Origin of the sequence: Cobetia sp. 4B, assembly GCF_018831605.1 — a bacterium.
GTDB lineage: Bacteria > Pseudomonadota > Gammaproteobacteria > Pseudomonadales > Halomonadaceae > Cobetia > Cobetia amphilecti.
Genome location: NZ_CP059843.1, coordinates 4,133,163 through 4,151,234, shown reverse-complemented (window position 1 = coordinate 4,151,234; position 18,072 = coordinate 4,133,163). Strand labels below are relative to the sequence as shown.

The 18,072-nt window shown below is 60.6% G+C and carries 11 protein-coding genes, 4 tRNA genes and 1 rRNA gene; all 16 read left to right on the top strand.

Annotated elements, in window-relative coordinates; genetic code table 11:
* The first annotated feature begins 67 nt into the window (after positions 1 to 67).
* The 16 genes from rrf (at position 68) to rpoC (ending at position 17,960) form a co-directional block, all read left to right on the top strand.
* Positions 68 to 183, top strand: a 5S ribosomal RNA gene (gene rrf / locus H2O77_RS17100).
* Positions 184 to 362: 179 nt separating this feature from the next.
* Positions 363 to 3,311 (top strand): DUF2339 domain-containing protein, encoded by a 2,949-nt coding sequence (locus H2O77_RS17095; protein WP_215823602.1) that lies wholly within the window; start codon positions 363 to 365, stop codon positions 3,309 to 3,311.
* 91 nt (positions 3,312 to 3,402) lie between these two features.
* A complete protein-coding gene (locus H2O77_RS17090; protein WP_215823601.1) occupies positions 3,403 to 4,383 on the top strand; it encodes a biotin--[acetyl-CoA-carboxylase] ligase in 981 nt (326 codons plus the stop codon).
* Entirely contained in the window at positions 4,380 to 5,219 is an 840-nt protein-coding gene (locus H2O77_RS17085; protein ID WP_043334902.1) for a type III pantothenate kinase, read from the top strand. The genes H2O77_RS17090 and H2O77_RS17085 overlap by 4 nt, the downstream gene beginning before the upstream one ends.
* 109 nt (positions 5,220 to 5,328) lie before the next feature.
* Positions 5,329 to 5,412, top strand: a tRNA-Tyr gene (locus tag H2O77_RS17080).
* 46 nt (positions 5,413 to 5,458) lie between these two features.
* Positions 5,459 to 5,532, top strand: a tRNA-Gly gene (locus tag H2O77_RS17075).
* A 35-nt stretch (positions 5,533 to 5,567) separates the two neighbouring features.
* A tRNA-Thr gene (locus H2O77_RS17070) sits at positions 5,568 to 5,642 on the top strand.
* A gap of 163 nt (positions 5,643 to 5,805) precedes the next feature.
* Positions 5,806 to 5,881, top strand: a tRNA-Trp gene (locus tag H2O77_RS17065).
* Positions 5,882 to 5,958: 77 nt separating this feature from the next.
* On the top strand, positions 5,959 to 6,327 hold the full coding sequence (gene secE, locus H2O77_RS17060) for a preprotein translocase subunit SecE (RefSeq protein WP_043334897.1): 369 nt from the start codon (positions 5,959 to 5,961) through the stop codon (positions 6,325 to 6,327).
* A gap of 10 nt (positions 6,328 to 6,337) precedes the next feature.
* The gene (nusG, locus tag H2O77_RS17055; RefSeq protein ID WP_043334895.1) at positions 6,338 to 6,871 is read left to right on the top strand and encodes a transcription termination/antitermination protein NusG; all 534 of its coding nucleotides are present in this window, start codon (positions 6,338 to 6,340) and stop codon (positions 6,869 to 6,871) included.
* 120 nt (positions 6,872 to 6,991) lie between these two features.
* Entirely contained in the window at positions 6,992 to 7,423 is a 432-nt protein-coding gene (rplK, locus tag H2O77_RS17050; protein ID WP_043334893.1) for a 50S ribosomal protein L11, read from the top strand.
* 2 nt (positions 7,424 to 7,425) lie between these two features.
* A complete protein-coding gene (rplA, locus tag H2O77_RS17045; RefSeq protein WP_215823600.1) occupies positions 7,426 to 8,118 on the top strand; it encodes a 50S ribosomal protein L1 in 693 nt (230 codons plus the stop codon).
* A gap of 261 nt (positions 8,119 to 8,379) precedes the next feature.
* Positions 8,380 to 8,886, top strand: a complete 507-nt coding sequence (gene rplJ / locus H2O77_RS17040) for a 50S ribosomal protein L10 (protein ID WP_043334888.1) — start codon at positions 8,380 to 8,382, stop codon at positions 8,884 to 8,886.
* A gap of 92 nt (positions 8,887 to 8,978) precedes the next feature.
* Positions 8,979 to 9,347, top strand: a complete 369-nt coding sequence (gene rplL, locus H2O77_RS17035; protein ID WP_043334886.1) for a 50S ribosomal protein L7/L12 — start codon at positions 8,979 to 8,981, stop codon at positions 9,345 to 9,347.
* Positions 9,348 to 9,553: 206 nt separating this feature from the next.
* On the top strand, positions 9,554 to 13,630 hold the full coding sequence (gene rpoB, locus H2O77_RS17030) for a DNA-directed RNA polymerase subunit beta (protein WP_043334884.1): 4,077 nt from the start codon (positions 9,554 to 9,556) through the stop codon (positions 13,628 to 13,630).
* Positions 13,631 to 13,718: 88 nt separating this feature from the next.
* The gene (gene rpoC / locus H2O77_RS17025) at positions 13,719 to 17,960 is read left to right on the top strand and encodes a DNA-directed RNA polymerase subunit beta' (RefSeq protein WP_043334882.1); all 4,242 of its coding nucleotides are present in this window, start codon (positions 13,719 to 13,721) and stop codon (positions 17,958 to 17,960) included.
* Positions 17,961 to 18,072: the final 112 nt, after the last annotated feature.

Here is an 18,072-nt window from a genome sequence, read left to right as displayed (position 1 = left end):
GATTCATATTGCGAGTCGCGAGGCCAAAAGCCTCGAGACTCAGGCATCGCAAGATGCCACCGTTTCGCCTGACGACCATAGCGAGCGTGAACCACCCGATCCCATGCCGAACTCGGAAGTGAAACCGCTTAGCGCCGATGGTAGTGTGGAGTTTCTCCATGTGAGAGTAGGTCATCGTCAGGCACTTATACCGAACCGCCCCTGCAGCCTTGCTGCAGGGGCGGTTCTCTTTGTGCGTGGAAAAGAAAGCCCGGCTCCCCCAGGAGTCGGGCTTTTTGCGTCCAATGTGCAAATACGGTGCTGAGAGACTGACAGCATGAGGTGCCAGGCAAAATGCCGTAGTCTCTGAACACGACTCTTCGATGACGGGCTGGGCGATGGATGAGCTGATGTTGGTGGGCGTCATGATGGCGTTGCTGGTACTGGGTGGTTCCTTGATGGGGTGGCTCAGCATGCTGCGCATCAAGGCGCTGGAGCAGCGACTGCGCGATATGGAGGCCAGGCTTGCTCGCGAGCTTACTGCTCATGACGCTCCGGTTATGCACACCCCCTTGCAAGAAGGGGGTGTGGACAAATCGCCTGCCGAAGTGCCGCCCCGGGAGGGACTGGCAGCAGCCGATGCAACACCACCGATCAGTGACTCGCGGGCCACTGCATCATCCAGTGGCGGCCACTCTCTGTCCTACCGGCTACTTCAGCGCTTGTTGCATGGCGCTGCCTCCAGTCGTTCAGGCGAGAAGGGCCGGGGCGCAGACCCTGCAAGCAAGGCATCAGAGGTGCTGCCGAGAGGCATGTCACGTCTGCTGACGGTCCTTCAGGAACACTGGATGATTCTTGTGGGTGCCTTGTCTCTGGTGATGGCAGGCATCCTGCTCGTCGGGTACTCCCTTGAGCAGGGCTTGCTGGGGCCGGGGGTACGGCTGGCGCTGGGTCTCGGGTTCGGCCTGAGCATGACGGTATTGGCCGAGTGGCTGAGACTGCGTACGTCCCAGTCATCGAGTCTGACCGGCGCCGTCAGCGGTGCCGGCAGTCTGGTGCTCGCAGCGAGCCTGCTGGCTGGTCACTTTCTGCTTTCGCTGGTGTCCATGCCGGTCACTTTCGCACTGCTGGCAGCCTTGAGCCTGTGGATGCTGGAGCGTGCGCGGCATCATGGGCCGTGGCTGGCAGCATTGGGCATGTTGGGCGGATATGCTCTGCCCTTGGCGCTGCCCATTCACCAGCAGTGGCAGGAAGCCTCGACCTTGCTGTTGCTGGGGTATGCGGGTGTGATCGCGGCAGCGTGTCGTGTGCTGTACCGCCAGGTCGCGGTGAGCTGGCTGTATTGGGGCGGTCTGGTGGGAGCGCTCACCTGGTGGTTGCTGTTGATGCCCTTCGGTATCTCCTCTGGCACGACATTGCTGGTGGGGTTGTTGCCCTGGGTGGGTGGTGTCTGGCTGGCCGTGCTGGCGTTGGGGTATCTGTGGGAGGAGGCGTGGGAGTCATCCACGGGCACCGTAGAAAAGGATGAGCGACAGGCGCAGGCCTCACTTGCGACCTGGTTGCCCTGGCGTGCATCTCTTGAGTTGCGTCGGCACTGGCTCGCCGGGGGCCTTGTCTCAGTGAGCGTCGTGCTGGGACTCTGGCTGCCCTGGCTGGGCAGCCTCGTGCATGGCGTCTCCTTTGACTCCTTGGTGGCGCCTTCCGATATGGCTGGCTCCGGTGTGTCCCTGTGGCATCGGGAGTGTCTGGCTAGCCTCGTGCCGATGCTGGTGATTGCCTGGTCTAGTCGCCGCCATGCGGTGCTGTGGTCGATGGTGGTTGCTGGCAACGGACTCTGGTTGCTGGTGTGGGGGCTTGCCCTGACGGCACCGCTGTCGAGCAGCGCGATGATCAGCCCGCTGATACTGAGTGTCGGCTTGTTGTCGCTGGCGCGTTGGCGACCGCGTCATGAAGCGGGTGAAGGAGCAGAGAGGCCGCTTGCAGCCTGCTGGTGGGCATTGGCGACCATGGTGCCGCTGCTGGCGTGGGCCCTGGCCCTCTGGCAGGACGTCATGCCATGGGCGAGCGATGCAGGGAGGCTGATCAACACAGGACTGGTCAACACAGGGCTGCCGCCATTGATCTGGGGGCTGGTGTGCTGGGCAGGTGCCATGCGCTACCAGGCGCGTGAAGGCGCTCAGCTTGCCGCAGGACTGTGGCTGCCGGCGCAGGCCGGGATATTCCTCGCTTTGGTGGCAGTGCTGGAGGGGCCATCGCTGACCCTGGCGCTGGCGCTGCAGCTGTTGGGTTTGACCGCTTGTGAATGGCGCTGGTATCGCGAGGGGCATACCGCGGCGCGCTCTGTGTTTGCTGAGCTGTCACGCTTGCTGGCGTGGGGTGTCGTGGCTCGCTTGATGTATGGCATGGCGCATGACGACTATGCCGATATCGCGCACTGGCCACTGCAGATACTGCTGCCGGTATTGGCCTGTGTTGCCATGACCAGTCTCGGCATGCGCCACCGCCCGCGGACACAGCGCTGGCTGGAAGGTGCCGTTGTCCAGCTTGCCGTCGCGACGGTGGTGATGGAAATCCGTTATGTGTTGACCGGAGGGAAGCCCTTCGAGGGCAGCCTCACCCTGGCGGAGCTTTCCCTGCAGGTATTGGCGCTGGCCGGGGTGGCGGCAAGCTATGCCTGGCGTGCTCGTGGCGACGGTGCTGAGGCCCGGGCAGGGGCGCAGCTCTATCGCGTGCTGGCACTGGTGGTCGGCGGAGCAGCCGTGATTCTCTGGAGTGTCGGCGTGCTGGGCATCTTCAATCCGCTCTGGCACCCGGGGGATGTCGGGAGCTGGCCGCTGGTCAATTGGCTTCTGCCGGCCTACGGCCTGCCTGCACTCGGCGCCGCAATGCTCTGGCGCATGACATCCAGACGCGCATCGGATGCGGGAAGTGCCGCGACACGCTCGCGAATACGCGGGCTGAGCGAAGTGCTCGGCCTGCTGTCAGCCGGATTGTGGTTGGCGCTCAACTTGCGGCATTGCTGGCATGGCGCTGAGCTGGGGCTATGGCAGGGCATCGAGCAGGCGGAGCTATATGCCTACAGTGTGCTGATGCTGGTCGTCGCGGCGGCGCTGGTCGTGAGTGGCGCCAAGGTGGGGCAGCAGCACTGGCAGCGCATCGGACAGGGCATTCTGATCCTCACCGTGATCAAGGTGGGGGTATGGGATACCGCCACCCTTGAGGGGCTGTGGCGAGTAGGTTCATGGCTGGGACTGGGCAGTGTCCTGATGCTGCTTTCCGCCTTGTTCAATCGCCTGGCGGGGGCGGGAATGCGTGCCGGGGAGCGGAATTGACGAAAAGAGCGTTATCTTTGGTCGTTGTTCTTGGCTCGCAAGCCCATGAATCCGATAGAATGTGCGCTTTTGCACAGGGACAGGCCTCCGCATGACCATCCGTGATCTCATTCGTCTGCTTGGAGATGGTGGCTACCACTCCGGAGAGGCCCTGGGCGAAGAGCTCGGGGTGTCGCGTACGGCGGTCTGGAAGCAGCTCAAGAAACTTGAGGCGCTCGACATTCCGCTGGAAGCCATCAAGGGGCTTGGCTATCGACTGGCCAACCCCATCGAGTTGCTCGATGGTCAACTGATCATCGAGGCGCTGCCGCGCGAGACTCGCAAACACCTGACGCGCCTGTTCGTCGAGGAGTCGGTGGACTCGACCAATACCTTCATCCGCGAGCGCTTTCGTCAGGGAGCCGGCCATGCCGAGGTCTGTCTGGCTGAGGTGCAGTCGGCTGGGCGTGGCCGTCGTGGGCGTGAGTGGGAGACCCCCTGGGGGCGCAGCCTGGTCTTCTCGCTTGGCTGGCGCTTCGAATCAGGCGCCGCATCGCTTGAGGGCCTGAGTCTGGCGATCGGCGTGGCGGTGGCGGAGGTGCTGGAGGCCGATGGCCTGCCCGCGCGCCTCAAGTGGCCCAACGATGTCCTGCTGCAGATACAGAAGGATCAACCCAAGATCGCCGGCATCCTGGTCGAGGTCACAGGTGATGTGTCCGGTCCCTGTGATGTCGTCATCGGTATCGGCATGAACATCGAGTTGCCGGCCTCCCGGCGCGAGGCGATCACCCAGCCGGTGGCTGCGGTACGTGACATCATTCCCGGTGCTTCACGCAATCGCTATGCCGCGCGTCTGATGGAGTCATTGCTGGCACTGTTGCCCGAGTTCGAGTCGCAGGGCTTTGCCGGATGGCAGGCGCGCTGGAATGAGCGCAATGCCTTCAAGGGACGTGATGTGGTGATTCTGCGCGGAGACAGACGAGAAGAGGCCGTGGCAGAAGGTGTCGATATCAATGGAAATCTCGAGGTGCGCATGAATGGCGAAACCATCACTCTCGCCGGTGGCGAGATCAGTCTGCGCGCCGTCTCATGATTCTGGATCTTGATATCGGCAACACCTTGTCAAAATGGCGCCTCAAGGACACCGTTTCCAGCGAGATCCGCTCGCGCGGCGCCGTCTGGACGCGAGAGGAGTGGCGGCCGGGCGCGGACATTCCTGACCTGGATGTCGTCACGGCCGTGCGTATCTCCAGCGTGGCGCGCAGGCAGGTGCTGGATGAGACGGTGGAGTTGCTGCGCAAGCAGGTCGGCGTCGTGCATGTCGCGCACTCGACGCGGGAGGCGCTGGGCGTCACCTGCGGCTATGAAGAGCCGCAACGGCTGGGCGTCGATCGCTGGTTGGGCGCACTCGCCGGCCATCATCTCACCGGGGGCTGTTGCAGCGTCGATTGCGGTAGCGCGATCACGGTGGATTTCGTGCTGCCGGGTGGCAAGCATCTGGGGGGGTATATTCTCCCGGGGCTGCGTCTGATGAAGGAAAGCCTCAAGCTGGGCACGCGCAATGTGGCCATCGACCCGGATACCGAGGTGGATACGTTGCTCGCGCCGGGTCGCAATACGGTAGAGGCCGTCAATCACGGCATCTACATGGCGGCCGTCAGCGCGGTCAATCGTCTCTATGCCGAGGTCTGCGATCGTGAAGGGGTAGCCTTGCCGCTACTGCTGACCGGCGGTGACGCGCGGGTGGTGGCGCGCGGTCTGCGGGTGCCGCATGCGCTGTGGCCAGACATGGTGTATGCCGGCCTGGAGGCGCTGTATCCATTGACCGCTGCCGAGCGGGCAGGGCGCCTGTCAGGTGCGCCCGACCAGCCGCGAGTGCCTGATCTAGAAAAACTTCGCTCAGGGCTTGCGCTCACCCAGATGCTTTGACATACTACGTCCCGTTCTGAGGCGATACATTCCCTCAAGCGCTTGAAGTAGAATGAAATCAAGCACTTGACAGTGTATCCCAAGCGACGTAAGATTCGTCGTCACAGATGGTGGGGTTCCCGAGTGGCCAAAGGGAGCAGACTGTAAATCTGCCGCGAAAGCTTCGAAGGTTCGAATCCTTCCCCCACCACCAGATTCGCTTATGATGCCGCGTGCATCAGGGCAGCAAGAGTTGGAAAGCGGGCATAGTTTAATGGTAGAACCTCAGCCTTCCAAGCTGATGACGCGGGTTCGATTCCCGCTGCCCGCTCCAGTTCATCTCGCCAGTCGAGATTGCGCAAAGGTTTTGCTCGTGTAGCTCAGGGGTAGAGCACACCCTTGGTAAGGGTGAGGTCGGCGGTTCAAATCCGCCCACGAGCTCCATACAACGGAAAGGCGAGTCGCAGTTTGGCTCGTCTTTTTCGTTTCCGACGACCTCCCAGGTCGCGGTCAAAGATAAGGCTTGTCAGTTTGGGTTGTCTCAGCTATGATGGCGCCCGCTGTTCATTCAGCCTTGTTTTTAGTCTCTGGAACACGCAAGTGTTACAGGCCAGTAGCTCAATTGGCAGAGCAGCGGTCTCCAAAACCGCAGGTTGGGGGTTCGATTCCCTCCTGGCCTGCCATCCTTCCCCAGGATGGTATTCGACTTCTTACCGATTCTCGATTCTAGCGATCGCTGCACCCTTGAGGAGTCTCTTTGATGAAACAGAACGCCGAGGTGCAGGAAGCGCGCCACGACGGGTTCAAGTGGTCGGTCGTTGTCATTCTTCTTGTGCTGGCTGTTGCTGGCAACGCCTATTTTGCTGACCAAGCGCTGCTTTATCGCGTGCTTGGCGTCGTCGTGCTTGGTGTTGCAGCGGCTGCTCTGGCGATCACGACCAACAAAGGCCGTGATGTTGTCGAGCTGGCAAGTAGTGCGCGCCGCGAGATCCAGCGCGTCGTTTGGCCGACCCGACAGGAAACTGTCCAGACAACTGCCATCGTGCTGGGTGCCGTGCTTATCGTGGGCCTGTTGCTATGGCTCATCGATACCACCCTCGGCTGGCTGATGTCCGGCATCGTCAGTTAACGGAGTTTCCATGTCCAAGCGTTGGTATGTCATACACGCCTATTCCGGTTTCGAAAAGCAGGTCATGCGTTCGCTCAACGAGCGTGTGAAGCTTTACGCCATGGAAGATCACTTCGGTGAGATTCTCGTGCCGGTCGAAGAAATCGTCGAAATGCGTGACGGCAAGCGCCGCAAGAGCGAGCGCAAGTTCTACCCGGGCTACGTGCTGGTCGAGATGGACATGAATGATCAGTCCTGGCACCTGGTGAATGAAACCCCGCGCGTCATGGGTTTCATTGGCGGAACCCCGGAGAAGCCGGCAGCGATTACCCAGAAAGAAGCCGACGCCATGCTGCGTCGCGTTCAGGATGGCACCGACAAGCCGCGTCCGAAGACTCTCTTCGAGCCGGGTGAAACGGTGCGTGTCACTGATGGTCCGTTCGCGGACTTCAATGGCGTAGTCGAAGAAGTGAATTACGAAAAGAGCCGTCTGCAGGTCAGCGTACTGATCTTCGGGCGTGCTACGCCGGTGGAGCTCGAGTTCTCCCAGGTCGAGAAGGACTGATCTCAGGATCATTATCTCACCTGTTTGAATACGAGCATCACGGCAACACGACGGGTCGCCTGAGGCGGCCCGGTTTTACGGGGAGCCGCAAGGCGCTACCACCCATACTGGAGTCCTATCATGGCCAAGAAAGTACAGGCTTACATCAAGCTGCAGGTTGCAGCCGGTAAAGCTAACCCGAGCCCGCCCGTGGGTCCTGCCCTCGGTCAGCACGGTGTCAACATCATGGAGTTCTGTAAAGCGTTCAACGCCGCTACCCAGAACGTCGAGCCGGGTCTCCCGACTCCCGTGGTCATCACTGTCTACTCCGACCGTAGCTTCACTTTCGTCACCAAGACGCCGCCTGCGGCCGTCCTGCTGCTGAAAGCGGCTGGTCTGAAGTCCGGTTCTGGCGAGCCGAACAAGAAGAAGGTCGGTACCGTGACTCGCGCTCAGCTCGAAGAGATCGCGACCACCAAGGAACCGGACCTGACAGCTTCCAATCTGGACGCTGCTGTTCGCACCATCGCCGGTACTGCCCGTAGCATGGGCCTGAACGTGGAGGGTCTTTGATCATGGCCAAGATTTCAAAGCGCGCCCAGGCGATCAACGCGAAAGTTGAATCCGGCAAGGTCTACAGCGTCGAAGAAGCTGTTGCTCTGCTGTCCGAGCTGTCCACCGTCAAGTTCAAGGAGACCATCGAAGTCTCTCTGAACCTGGGTGTTGATCCGCGTAAATCCGATCAGGTCGTTCGCGGCGCTACCGTGATGCCGAATGGCACCGGTAACGAAGTGCGCGTCGCTGTCTTCACCCAGGGCGCCAACGCTGAAGCAGCGAAGGAAGCCGGTGCAGACGTGATCGGCATGGACGACCTGGCAGAACAGGTCAAGAAAGGCGTGATGGACTTCGACGTCGTCATCGCTTCTCCGGATGCCATGCGCGTTGTCGGTCAGCTGGGCCAGATCCTCGGTCCGCGCGGCCTGATGCCGAACCCGAAAGTCGGTACCGTGACGCCTGACGTCGCGACTGCCGTGAAGAATGCCAAGGCTGGTCAGGTGCGTTTCCGTACTGACAAGAACGGCATCATTCACGCCGGTATCGGCAAGATCGACTTCAGTGCTGACTCCATTCAGGGTAACATCGACGCCCTGGTGGCCGAAGTCAAGAAGCTGAAGCCGAGCACTTCCAAGGGTGTCTACCTGAAGAAGATCACCCTGTCCAGCACCATGGGCCCGGGTCTGACTGTCGATCACGCCAAGTACGCGTAAGGCAGTCTCAGAATGTTTCACTTTGCGGTCCCCGTGCTCAGCCGCGGGGCGCCGTCAAAGACCGCAGGCGCTGGCCTTGTCACCTCGGTGGCAGGACCGGCTTAATCGCGTCGCGATGCTTGCATTGCGCGTAGCCTGCGCAGATGGTGTCCCAGCCTCGCTGGTGGCAACCATCCTCCAAGACTCTCCCGCGCAGTACAGGTGAGAGAGATGGTAAACCACTGGGGAATTCGTTCCCCGGCACGAAATGGAGTCAACACCGTGGCTTTAGGTCTCGAAGACAAGAAGGCAATTGTTGCTGAGGTCAGCGAAACCGCCAAGGGTGCTCTCTCCGTAGTCGCTGCCGACTCTCGTGGTGTGACTGTTGGTGCAATGACCGAATTGCGCAAACAGTGCCGCGAAGCGGGCGTCCAGCTGCGTGTTGTTCGCAACACTCTGGCTCGTCGTGCGCTGTCCGGTACCTCTTATGAGGTGCTGAACGAGTCCTTCGTCGGCCCGACTCTGCTTGCATTCTCCATGGAACACCCGGGCGCTGGCGCTCGTCTGTTCAAGGAATTTGCCAAGAAGGTCGAGGCGTTCGAAGTCAAGGCATTGGCCTACGAAGGCGAGTTCATCCCGGCGGCGAATATCGACCGTCTGGCATCTCTGCCGACCCGCGATGAAGCACTGTCCAAGCTGCTGTCTGTCATGAAGGAAGCTTCTGCAGGCAAGCTGGTCCGTACTATCGCAGCACTGCGCGATCAGAAGGAAGCCGAAGCCGCCGCGTAAGCAGCGCTTTGACCTCCTGGCTGTCTCGTGCAGCCTGAATCGATTTCCGTTTGACTGAGCATCTTTGCTCCGCAAAGTTTAGGATTGCTAAAATGGCACTGACCAAAGAAGACATCATCAACGCCGTCGCTGACATGACCGTCATGGAAGTGGCTGAGCTGATCGAAGCAATGGAAGAGAAGTTCGGCGTTTCCGCCGCTGCCGCCGTCGTCGCTGGCCCGGCCGCTGCTGGTGAAGCCGCTGAAGAACAGACCGAGTTCGACATCGTTCTGACTGCTGCTGGTGACAAGAAAGTCAACGTCATCAAGGCTGTTCGTGAACTGACTGGCCTGGGTCTGAAAGAAGCCAAGGCAGCTGTCGACGGCGCTCCGGCCACCCTGAAAGAAGGCGTGAGCAAGGAAGACGCTGAAGAAGCGAAGAAGAAGCTGGAAGAAGCTGGCGCGTCCGTGGAACTCAAGTAACTCGTGTTCCAGGCTACGCACGCTGCGTAAGCTTCCTGGCTGGTGGCGGACTCCGCCACCAGCCTTTTTCTGTTGCAAGACGAATTATGACGGCGAGCCAGCCCGCAAGGGAGGCTTGCCGTCCGCGCCTGATGGACATCGCCGCGCCATCAGGGATGAGCCGACCACGCATCGGTCACCCAAGGTGAACAAGCTGGGGAATACAGATGGCTTACTCATACACTGAGAAAAAACGCATCCGCAAGGATTTTGGCAAACTGCCCCAAGTGATGGATGTGCCTTACCTGCTGGCCATCCAGCTTGATTCCTACCACGACTTTCTCCAGCAGGACAGGGCGCCAGAACAGCGCCTGGAAGTCGGCCTTCACGCTGCCTTCAAGTCCGTGTTCCCGATTGCCAGTTTCTCTGGCAACGCAGCGCTCGAGTATGTCAGCTACCGCTTCGGTACGCCGGCGTTCGACGTCAAGGAATGTCAGCTGCGCGGAGTCACTTACTCTGCACCGCTGCGCGTGAAAGTGCGCCTGATGATCTATGACAAGGAATCGTCGAACAAGGCGATCAAGGACATCAAGGAGCAGGAAGTCTACATGGGGGAAATCCCCCTGATGACAGAGAACGGTACCTTCGTCATCAATGGTACCGAACGTGTCATCGTGTCACAGCTGCACCGCTCACCGGGTGTGTTCTTCGACCACGACAAGGGCAAGAGCCACTCGTCCGGCAAGCTGCTGTACTCCGCACGTGTGATTCCTTACCGCGGTTCCTGGTTGGACTTCGAGTTTGATCCGAAGGACAACGTCTACGTCCGTATCGACCGTCGTCGCAAGCTGCCGGCTTCCGTTCTGCTGCGTGCCATGGGCATGACCAGCGAAGAGATTCTCGGTACGTTCTTCGACACCACGATGTACCACATCGAGCGCAGCGGCTTCTCCGTTGAGCTGGTGCCGGCACGTCTGCGTGGCGAAACCGCCGCCTTCGACATCAAGGATGCCGACGGTAGCGTGATCGTGGAGGAAGGTCGTCGTATTACACAGAAGCACGTCCGTCAGATGGAAGCCTCCGGCCTCGAGCGTCTCGAAGTGCCGATGGACTACCTGTACGGCAAGGTGCTGGCCAAGGATCAGATCGATCCGGCCACTGGTGAGCTGGTCTGCGAAAGCAACAGCGAGATCACTCCGGAACTGCTGGAGAAGATGGCTCAGGCCAAGATCACCCAGTTCGAAGTCATCTACACCAACGACCTGGATTGCGGTCCGTTCGTGTCCGATACCCTGAAACTGGATACCACGCGTAACCAGCTCGAGGCATTGGTCGAGATCTACCGCATGATGCGTCCGGGCGAGCCGCCCACCAAGGATGCAGCAGAGTCACTGTTCCAGAACCTGTTCTTCAGCGAAGACCGCTACGACCTGTCGGGCGTGGGCCGCATGAAGTTCAACCGTCGCCTGCGTCGCGAAAGCGATACCGGCAGCGGCGTGCTCGATCAGGACGATATCCTGACCGTCATGAAGGAACTGATCAGCATCCGTAACGGCAATGGCGATGTCGATGACATCGACCACCTGGGCAACCGTCGTATTCGCTCTGTGGGCGAAATGGCGGAAAACCAGTTCCGTGTCGGCCTGGTCCGCGTCGAGCGTGCGGTCAAGGAGCGTCTGTCCATGGCCGAGAGCGAAGGCCTGATGCCGCAGGATCTCATCAACGCCAAGCCGGTTGCGGCGGCGGTGAAGGAATTCTTCGGTTCCAGCCAGCTCTCCCAGTTCATGGATCAGAACAACCCGCTGTCCGAAGTGACGCACAAGCGCCGTGTCTCCGCGCTTGGCCCGGGTGGTCTGACCCGTGAGCGCGCCGGCTTCGAAGTTCGTGACGTTCACGCCACGCACTACGGCCGTCTGTGCCCGATCGAAACGCCGGAAGGCCCGAACATCGGTCTGATCAACTCGCTGGCGACCTACTCCAAGACCAACAGCTATGGCTTCCTCGAGACGCCGTACCGCAAGGTCGTGGATTGTCAGGTCACCGACGATGTCGTCGATCTGTCCGCGATCGAGGAAGGCGATTTCATCATCGCCCAGGCCTCCGCGACCGTCGACGAGAACGGCCGTCTGGTCGACGACCTGGTTCAGGTTCGTCACCGTGGCGAGACCACCTTCATGGCGCCGGAAAAGGTCACCATGATGGACGTGTCTCCGCGTCAGGTCGTCTCTGTCGCTGCCGCACTGATCCCGTTCCTCGAGCACGATGATGCCAACCGCGCCTTGATGGGTGCGAACATGCAGCGTCAGGCCGTTCCGACTCTGAAGGCTGACAAGCCGCTGGTCGGTACCGGCATGGAGCGCTTCGTGGCGCGTGACTCCGGCGTCTGCGCCGTGGCACGTCGTGGCGGTGTCATCGATTCCGTCGATGCCAAGCGTATCGTCGTACGTGTGCGGGAAGAAGAGATCATCGGCGGTGAAGCCGGCGTTGATATCTACAACCTGACCAAGTACGTGCGCTCGAATCAGAATACCTGTCAGAACCAGCGCCCGATCGTGCGTCCTGGCGACGAAGTCGCCATCGGCGACATCCTGGCCGACGGCCCGTCCGTCGACATGGGTGATCTGGCCCTGGGTCAGAACATGCGTCTGGCGTTCATGCCCTGGAACGGCTTCAACTTCGAGGATTCCATCCTGTTCTCGGAGCGTGTGGTGCAGGAAGATCGCTTCACCACCATCCACATCCAGGAACTGACCTGTGTCGCGCGTGACACCAAGCTCGGGCCGGAAGAAATCACTTCCGATATCCCGAATGTCGGCGAATCCGCACTCTCCAAGCTGGATGAGTCCGGTGTCGTCTACATCGGTGCCGAGCTGAATCCGGGCGACATCCTGGTCGGCAAGGTCACGCCGAAGGGCGAGACCCAGCTGACGCCGGAAGAGAAGCTGTTGCGTGCCATCTTCGGCGAGAAGGCGTCCGACGTTAAGGACACCTCTCTGCGTGCCCCGACCGGCATGAAGGCTACCGTCATCGACGTTCAGGTCTTCACCCGTGACGGCGTCGAGAAGGATCAGCGTGCGCTCTCCATCGAGCAGATGCAGCTGGCCGAGGTCCGCAAGGATCTGCAGGAAACCTACCGCATCGCGGAAGAGGCGACCTTCGAGCGTATGCAGCGCAACCTGGTCGGCCAGGCCGTCAACGGTGGTCCGAAGCTCAAGAAGGGCGACGTGCTGACCGATGACTACCTGGAAGCACTGCCGCGCCAGGAGTGGTTCAAGCTGCGTCTGCAGGACGAGTCTCTCAACGAACTGCTGGCTCAGGCCGATGAGCAGCTCGAGATCCGTCGTCGCGAGATGGACGAGCGCTTCGAAGACAAGAAGCGCAAGCTCACCCAGGGTGATGATCTGGCACCGGGCGTGCTCAAGATCGTCAAGGTGTACGTCGCCGTGAAGCGTCGTATCCAGCCGGGTGACAAGATGGCCGGTCGTCACGGTAACAAGGGTGTCATCTCCGCGATCATGCCGGTCGAAGACATGCCGTTCGATGGCAATGGCGAGTCGGTTGACGTCGTGCTGAACCCGCTGGGTGTACCGTCGCGCATGAACGTCGGTCAGATCCTCGAGACCCACCTCGGCATGGCCGCGCGTGGTCTGGGCGTGAAGATCGAGCACATGCTGCGCGAAGAGCGTGCCGAGCAGGTCAAGCAGATCCGCGAATTCCTCGACAAGGTGTACAACACCGTCGGCGGTCGCCAGGAAGACCTTTCCGTGCTCAGCGATGATGAAATCATCACCATGGCGCACAACCTGAAGAAGGGCGTGCCGATGGCAACGCCGGTCTTCGATGGCGCCAAGGAACACGAGATCAAGCAGTTGCTCACGCTGGCCGGTATCCCTGATTCCGGACAGATGGACCTCTACGATGGCCGCACCGGCGAGAAGTTCGATCGCAAGGTGACCGTCGGTTACATGTACATGCTCAAGCTCAACCACCTGGTGGATGACAAGATGCATGCGCGTTCGACCGGCTCCTACTCCCTCGTCACGCAGCAGCCGCTGGGTGGTAAGGCGCAGTTTGGTGGTCAGCGCTTCGGTGAGATGGAGGTCTGGGCCCTCGAGGCGTACGGCGCTGCCTACACCCTCCAGGAGATGCTCACGGTCAAGTCCGATGACGTGGAAGGCCGTACCAAGATGTACAAGAGCATCGTAGATGGCGATCACACCATGCAGGCGGGCATGCCCGAATCCTTCAACGTGCTGGTGAAGGAAATCCGCTCGCTGGGTATCGACATGGAGCTGGAAGGCTGACGCCGAAAAGCCACAAGTATTGACGGTCCGCAAAGCCTGGTGTCAGCAGCCAGGCTTTGCCCATGACAACTCCGCAACGGAGCGACCCATGAAAGATTTGGTGAAAGTTCTCAAATCGCAGGCGCAGTCCGAAGAATTCGACGCCATCAAGATTACCCTGGCGTCTCCGGACATGATTCGCTCGTGGTCTTTTGGTGAAGTGAAGAAGCCTGAAACCATCAACTACCGGACATTCAAGCCGGAACGTGATGGTCTTTTCTGTGCCAAGATCTTTGGCCCGGTGAAGGACTACGAGTGCCTGTGTGGCAAGTACAAGCGGATGAAGCATCGCGGCATCATCTGTGAGAAGTGTGGCGTTGAAGTGACCAAGGCGGCAGTGCGTCGTGAGCGTATGGCTCACATCGAACTGGCGAGCCCGGTCGCGCATATCTGGTTCCTGAAGTCTCTGCCGTCTCGTATCGGCATGCTGCTCGACATGACTCTGCGTGATATCGAGCGCGTGCTGTACTTCGAAAGCTTCGTGGTCATCGATCCGGGCATGACGACCCTCGAGAAGGGGCATCTGCTCAACGATGAGCAGTACTTCGAAGCGCTGGAAGAATTCGGTGATGATTTCGACGCCCGCATGGGTGCCGAGGCCATCAAGGCGCTGCTCGAGGACATCGAGCTGGAAGAAGAGGTCGAGCGCCTGCGTGAAGAGATTCCGCAGACCAACTCCGAGACCAAGATCAAGAAGCTGTCCAAGCGCCTCAAGCTGCTGGAAGCCTTCTACTATTCCGGCAACAAGCCGGGCTGGATGATCATGGAAGTGCTGCCAGTGCTGCCGCCGGACCTGCGTCCGCTGGTACCGCTGGACGGCGGCCGCTTCGCGACCTCGGATCTGAACGATCTGTATCGTCGTGTGATCAACCGCAACAACCGCCTCAAGCGTCTGCTCGACCTCAATGCGCCGGACATCATCGTGCGCAACGAGAAGCGCATGCTGCAGGAATCCGTGGATGCACTGCTCGACAACGGTCGTCGCGGTCGCGCCATCACCGGTTCCAACAAGCGTCCGCTGAAGTCGCTGGCCGACATGATCAAGGGCAAGCAGGGTCGTTTCCGTCAGAACCTGCTGGGCAAGCGTGTCGACTACTCCGGTCGTTCCGTCATCACCGTCGGCCCGACCTTGCGTCTGCACCAGTGTGGTCTGCCGAAGAAGATGGCGCTTGAACTGTTCAAGCCGTTCATCTACGCCAAGCTGCAGGCCTCCGGTCACGCCAGCACCATCAAGGCCGCCAAGAAGATGGTCGAGCGCGAAGCCCCGGAAGTCTGGGATTTCCTCGCCGACGTCATCCGCGAGCACCCGGTGCTGCTGAACCGTGCGCCGACTCTGCACCGTCTGGGTATCCAGGCGTTCGAGCCGCTGCTGATCGAAGGCAAGGCCATCCAACTGCACCCGCTGGTCTGCGCTGCGTACAACGCCGACTTTGATGGTGACCAGATGGCTGTCCACGTACCGCTGACGCTGGAAGCCCAGCTGGAAGCGCGTGCGTTGATGATGTCGACCAACAACGTGCTGTCGCCGGCCAACGGCGAGCCGATCATCGTGCCGTCCCAGGACGTCGTGCTGGGTCTGTACTACATGACCCGCGAGAAGATCGGTGCCAAGGGTGAGGGCATGGCCTTCGCGAACCTGGGTGAAGTCGAGCGTGCCTTCGGTACGCACAGCGCTCACCTGCACGCGATGGTCAAGGTCCGTCTGACCGAGACGCTCAAGGACGAAGAGTCCGGCGAGCTGTACGAGAAGACGTCCCTGCACGACACCACCATCGGTCGCGCACTGCTGTTCCGCATTCTGCCGAAGGGCATGCCGTTCGAGCTGATCAACCAGGTGATGAAGAAGAAAGCCATCTCCGGTCTGATCAACGAGGCGTACCGTCGTGTCGGTCTGAAGGACACCGTCATCTTCGCTGACCAGCTGATGTACACCGGCTTCCGTCTCGCGACGTGGTCCGGCGCCTCCATCGGCGTCAACGACTTCGTCATCCCAGACGCGAAGAAGGTCATCATCGACGCGGCCGAAGACGAAGTGAAAGAGATCGAAGACCAGTTCTCCTCCGGTCTCGTGACCGCGGGCGAGAAGTACAACAAGGTCATCGATATCTGGGCGCGTGCCAACGACCGTGTCGCCAAGGAGATGATGGCAGGTATCTCGAAAGAGACCGTCGTCAACTGGAAAGGCGAAGTGGTCAATGACGAAGACGGCAAGCCGATGGAGCAGGACTCCTTCAACAGCGTCTTCATCATGGCCGACTCCGGTGCGCGTGGTTCCGCCGCACAGATTCGTCAGCTGGCTGGTATGCGTGGCCTGATGGCCAAGCCGGATGGCTCGATCATCGAGACGCCGATCACCGCCAACTTCCGTGAAGGTCTGAACGTACTCCAGTACTTCATCTCCACGCACGGTGCCCGTAAGGGTCTGGCGGATACGGCACTGAAGACCGCCAACTCCGGTTACCTGACCCGTCGTCTGGTCGATGTTGCCCAGGATCTGGTCATCACCGAAGCGGATTGCGGCACTCAGGAAGGTCTGATTCTGCACCCGGTCATCGAAGGCGGCGACATCATCGTCCCGCTGTCCCAGCGTGTGCTGGGTCGTGTCGTGGCGCAGGACGTGATCGATCCGGTCTCTGATGAGGTCCTGATCGCACGCGGCACGCTGCTCGACGAAGCCTGGTGTGCACAGCTCGATACCATGGGCGTCGATGAGATCATCGTGCGTACCACCATCGGTTGTGAAACCGTGCACGGTGTCTGCTCGGCCTGTTACGGTCGTGACCTGGCGCGTGGCCATCAGGTCAACGTCGGTGAAGCCATCGGTGTCATCGCGGCACAGTCCATCGGTGAGCCGGGTACCCAGCTGACCATGCGTACCTTCCACATCGGTGGTGCCGCTTCGCGTGCCTCCGCCGTGGACAGTGTCCAGGTCAAGCATGGCGGCAGCGTGCGTCTGCACAACATCAAGTCGGTCGAACGTGCCGATGGCAAGCTGATTGTCGTCTCGCGTTCCAGCGCACTGGCAGTGGCGGATGACCACGGCCGTGAGCGCGAATTCTACAAGCTCCCGTACGGTGCTGAGCTGTCCGTACGTGACGGCGATCCGGTGGCCTCTGGTCAGTCCGTCGCCAAGTGGGATCCGCACACTCACCCGATCGTCGCGGAAGTCGCGGGTCAGGTGCAGTTCACGGACATGGAAGATGGTCAGACCATCAACCGTACCACTGACGAAATGACCGGCCTGTCCTCCATCGAGGTCATCGAAAGCGCTTCACGTCCGTCCGCGGCACGTGACAAGCGTCCGATGATCATGCTGGTAGACGGTAGCGGCAAGCACGTGACACTGCCGGGCTCCAACACGCCGGTCCAGTACCTGCTGCCGGGCAATGCCGTGGTGTCCGCCGAGAATGGCGCAGCCGTCGGTGTGGGTGACGTCATCGCACGTATCCCGATGGAAGCGTCCGGTAACAAGGACATCACCGGTGGTCTGCCGCGCGTTGCCGACCTGTTCGAAGCACGTCGTCCGAAAGAGCCGGCCATCCTGGCCGAGATCTCCGGTACCGTGACCTTCGGCAAGGAAACCAAAGGCAAGCGTCGTCTGACCATCACGCCGGTGGAAGGTGATCCGTTCGAGCTGTTGATCCCGAAATGGCGCCAGATCAGCGTCTTCGAAGGTGAAACGGTCGAGAAGGGTGAAGTCATCTCCGATGGCCCGAGCAACCCGCACGATATCCTGCGTCTGCTCGGCGTCGCGGAAATGACCAAGTACATCACCACCGAAGTCCAGGAGGTCTATCGCCTCCAGGGTGTCGGCATCAACGACAAGCACATCGAAGTCATCGTGCGTCAGATGCTGCGCAAGGTCGAGATCACCGATTCTGGCGATTCCACCTTCATCACAGGCGACCAGGTGGAATACGCCCGCGTCGTCGAAGAAAACATGCGTCTCGAGGCCGACGGCAAGTTCCCGGCCAAGTTCGATCGCATCCTGCTCGGTATCACCAAGGCGAGCCTGGCAACTGAATCGTTCATCTCCGCGGCGTCCTTCCAGGAAACCACGCGAGTTCTGACCGAGGCATCTGTCACCGGCAAGCGCGATTATCTCCGTGGTCTGAAGGAGAATGTCGTGGTCGGTCGCCTGATTCCGGCGGGTACTGGCCTGGCCTATCACGACGAGCGTCGCCGCCGTCGCGATGGCCTGCCGCTCGCACCGGCCCCGTCGGCACAGGACGTCGAGCAGGAATTGGGCGCTCAGCTCACTGCTCTCGACGCGGACGACGACGACCTCTGAGGTCTTGCGCCCCGCCGTCTCTGACGGCGGGGTTGACGCCCTTGTGGCCCAAGCCCTAGAATATGCAGCCTTTAACAGTAGGGCAGGTGCATCCTGCCCTGTTGTTGGAAGG

What these genes read in the sequence shown, in the direction of transcription:
- H2O77_RS17095 (WP_215823602.1), top strand. Translation starts at nt 363, where the DNA reads ATGACGGGCTGGGCGATGGATGAGCTGATGTTGGTGGGCGTCATGATG.
- H2O77_RS17090 (WP_215823601.1), top strand. Translation starts at nt 3,403, where the DNA reads ATGACCATCCGTGATCTCATTCGTCTGCTTGGAGATGGTGGCTACCAC.
- H2O77_RS17085 (WP_043334902.1), top strand. Translation starts at nt 4,380, where the DNA reads ATGATTCTGGATCTTGATATCGGCAACACCTTGTCAAAATGGCGCCTC.
- secE (WP_043334897.1), top strand. Translation starts at nt 5,959, where the DNA reads ATGAAACAGAACGCCGAGGTGCAGGAAGCGCGCCACGACGGGTTCAAG.
- nusG (WP_043334895.1), top strand. Translation starts at nt 6,338, where the DNA reads ATGTCCAAGCGTTGGTATGTCATACACGCCTATTCCGGTTTCGAAAAG.
- rplK (WP_043334893.1), top strand. Translation starts at nt 6,992, where the DNA reads ATGGCCAAGAAAGTACAGGCTTACATCAAGCTGCAGGTTGCAGCCGGT.
- rplA (WP_215823600.1), top strand. Translation starts at nt 7,426, where the DNA reads ATGGCCAAGATTTCAAAGCGCGCCCAGGCGATCAACGCGAAAGTTGAA.
- rplL (WP_043334886.1), top strand. Translation starts at nt 8,979, where the DNA reads ATGGCACTGACCAAAGAAGACATCATCAACGCCGTCGCTGACATGACC.
- rpoB (WP_043334884.1), top strand. Translation starts at nt 9,554, where the DNA reads ATGGCTTACTCATACACTGAGAAAAAACGCATCCGCAAGGATTTTGGC.
- rpoC (WP_043334882.1), top strand. Translation starts at nt 13,719, where the DNA reads ATGAAAGATTTGGTGAAAGTTCTCAAATCGCAGGCGCAGTCCGAAGAA.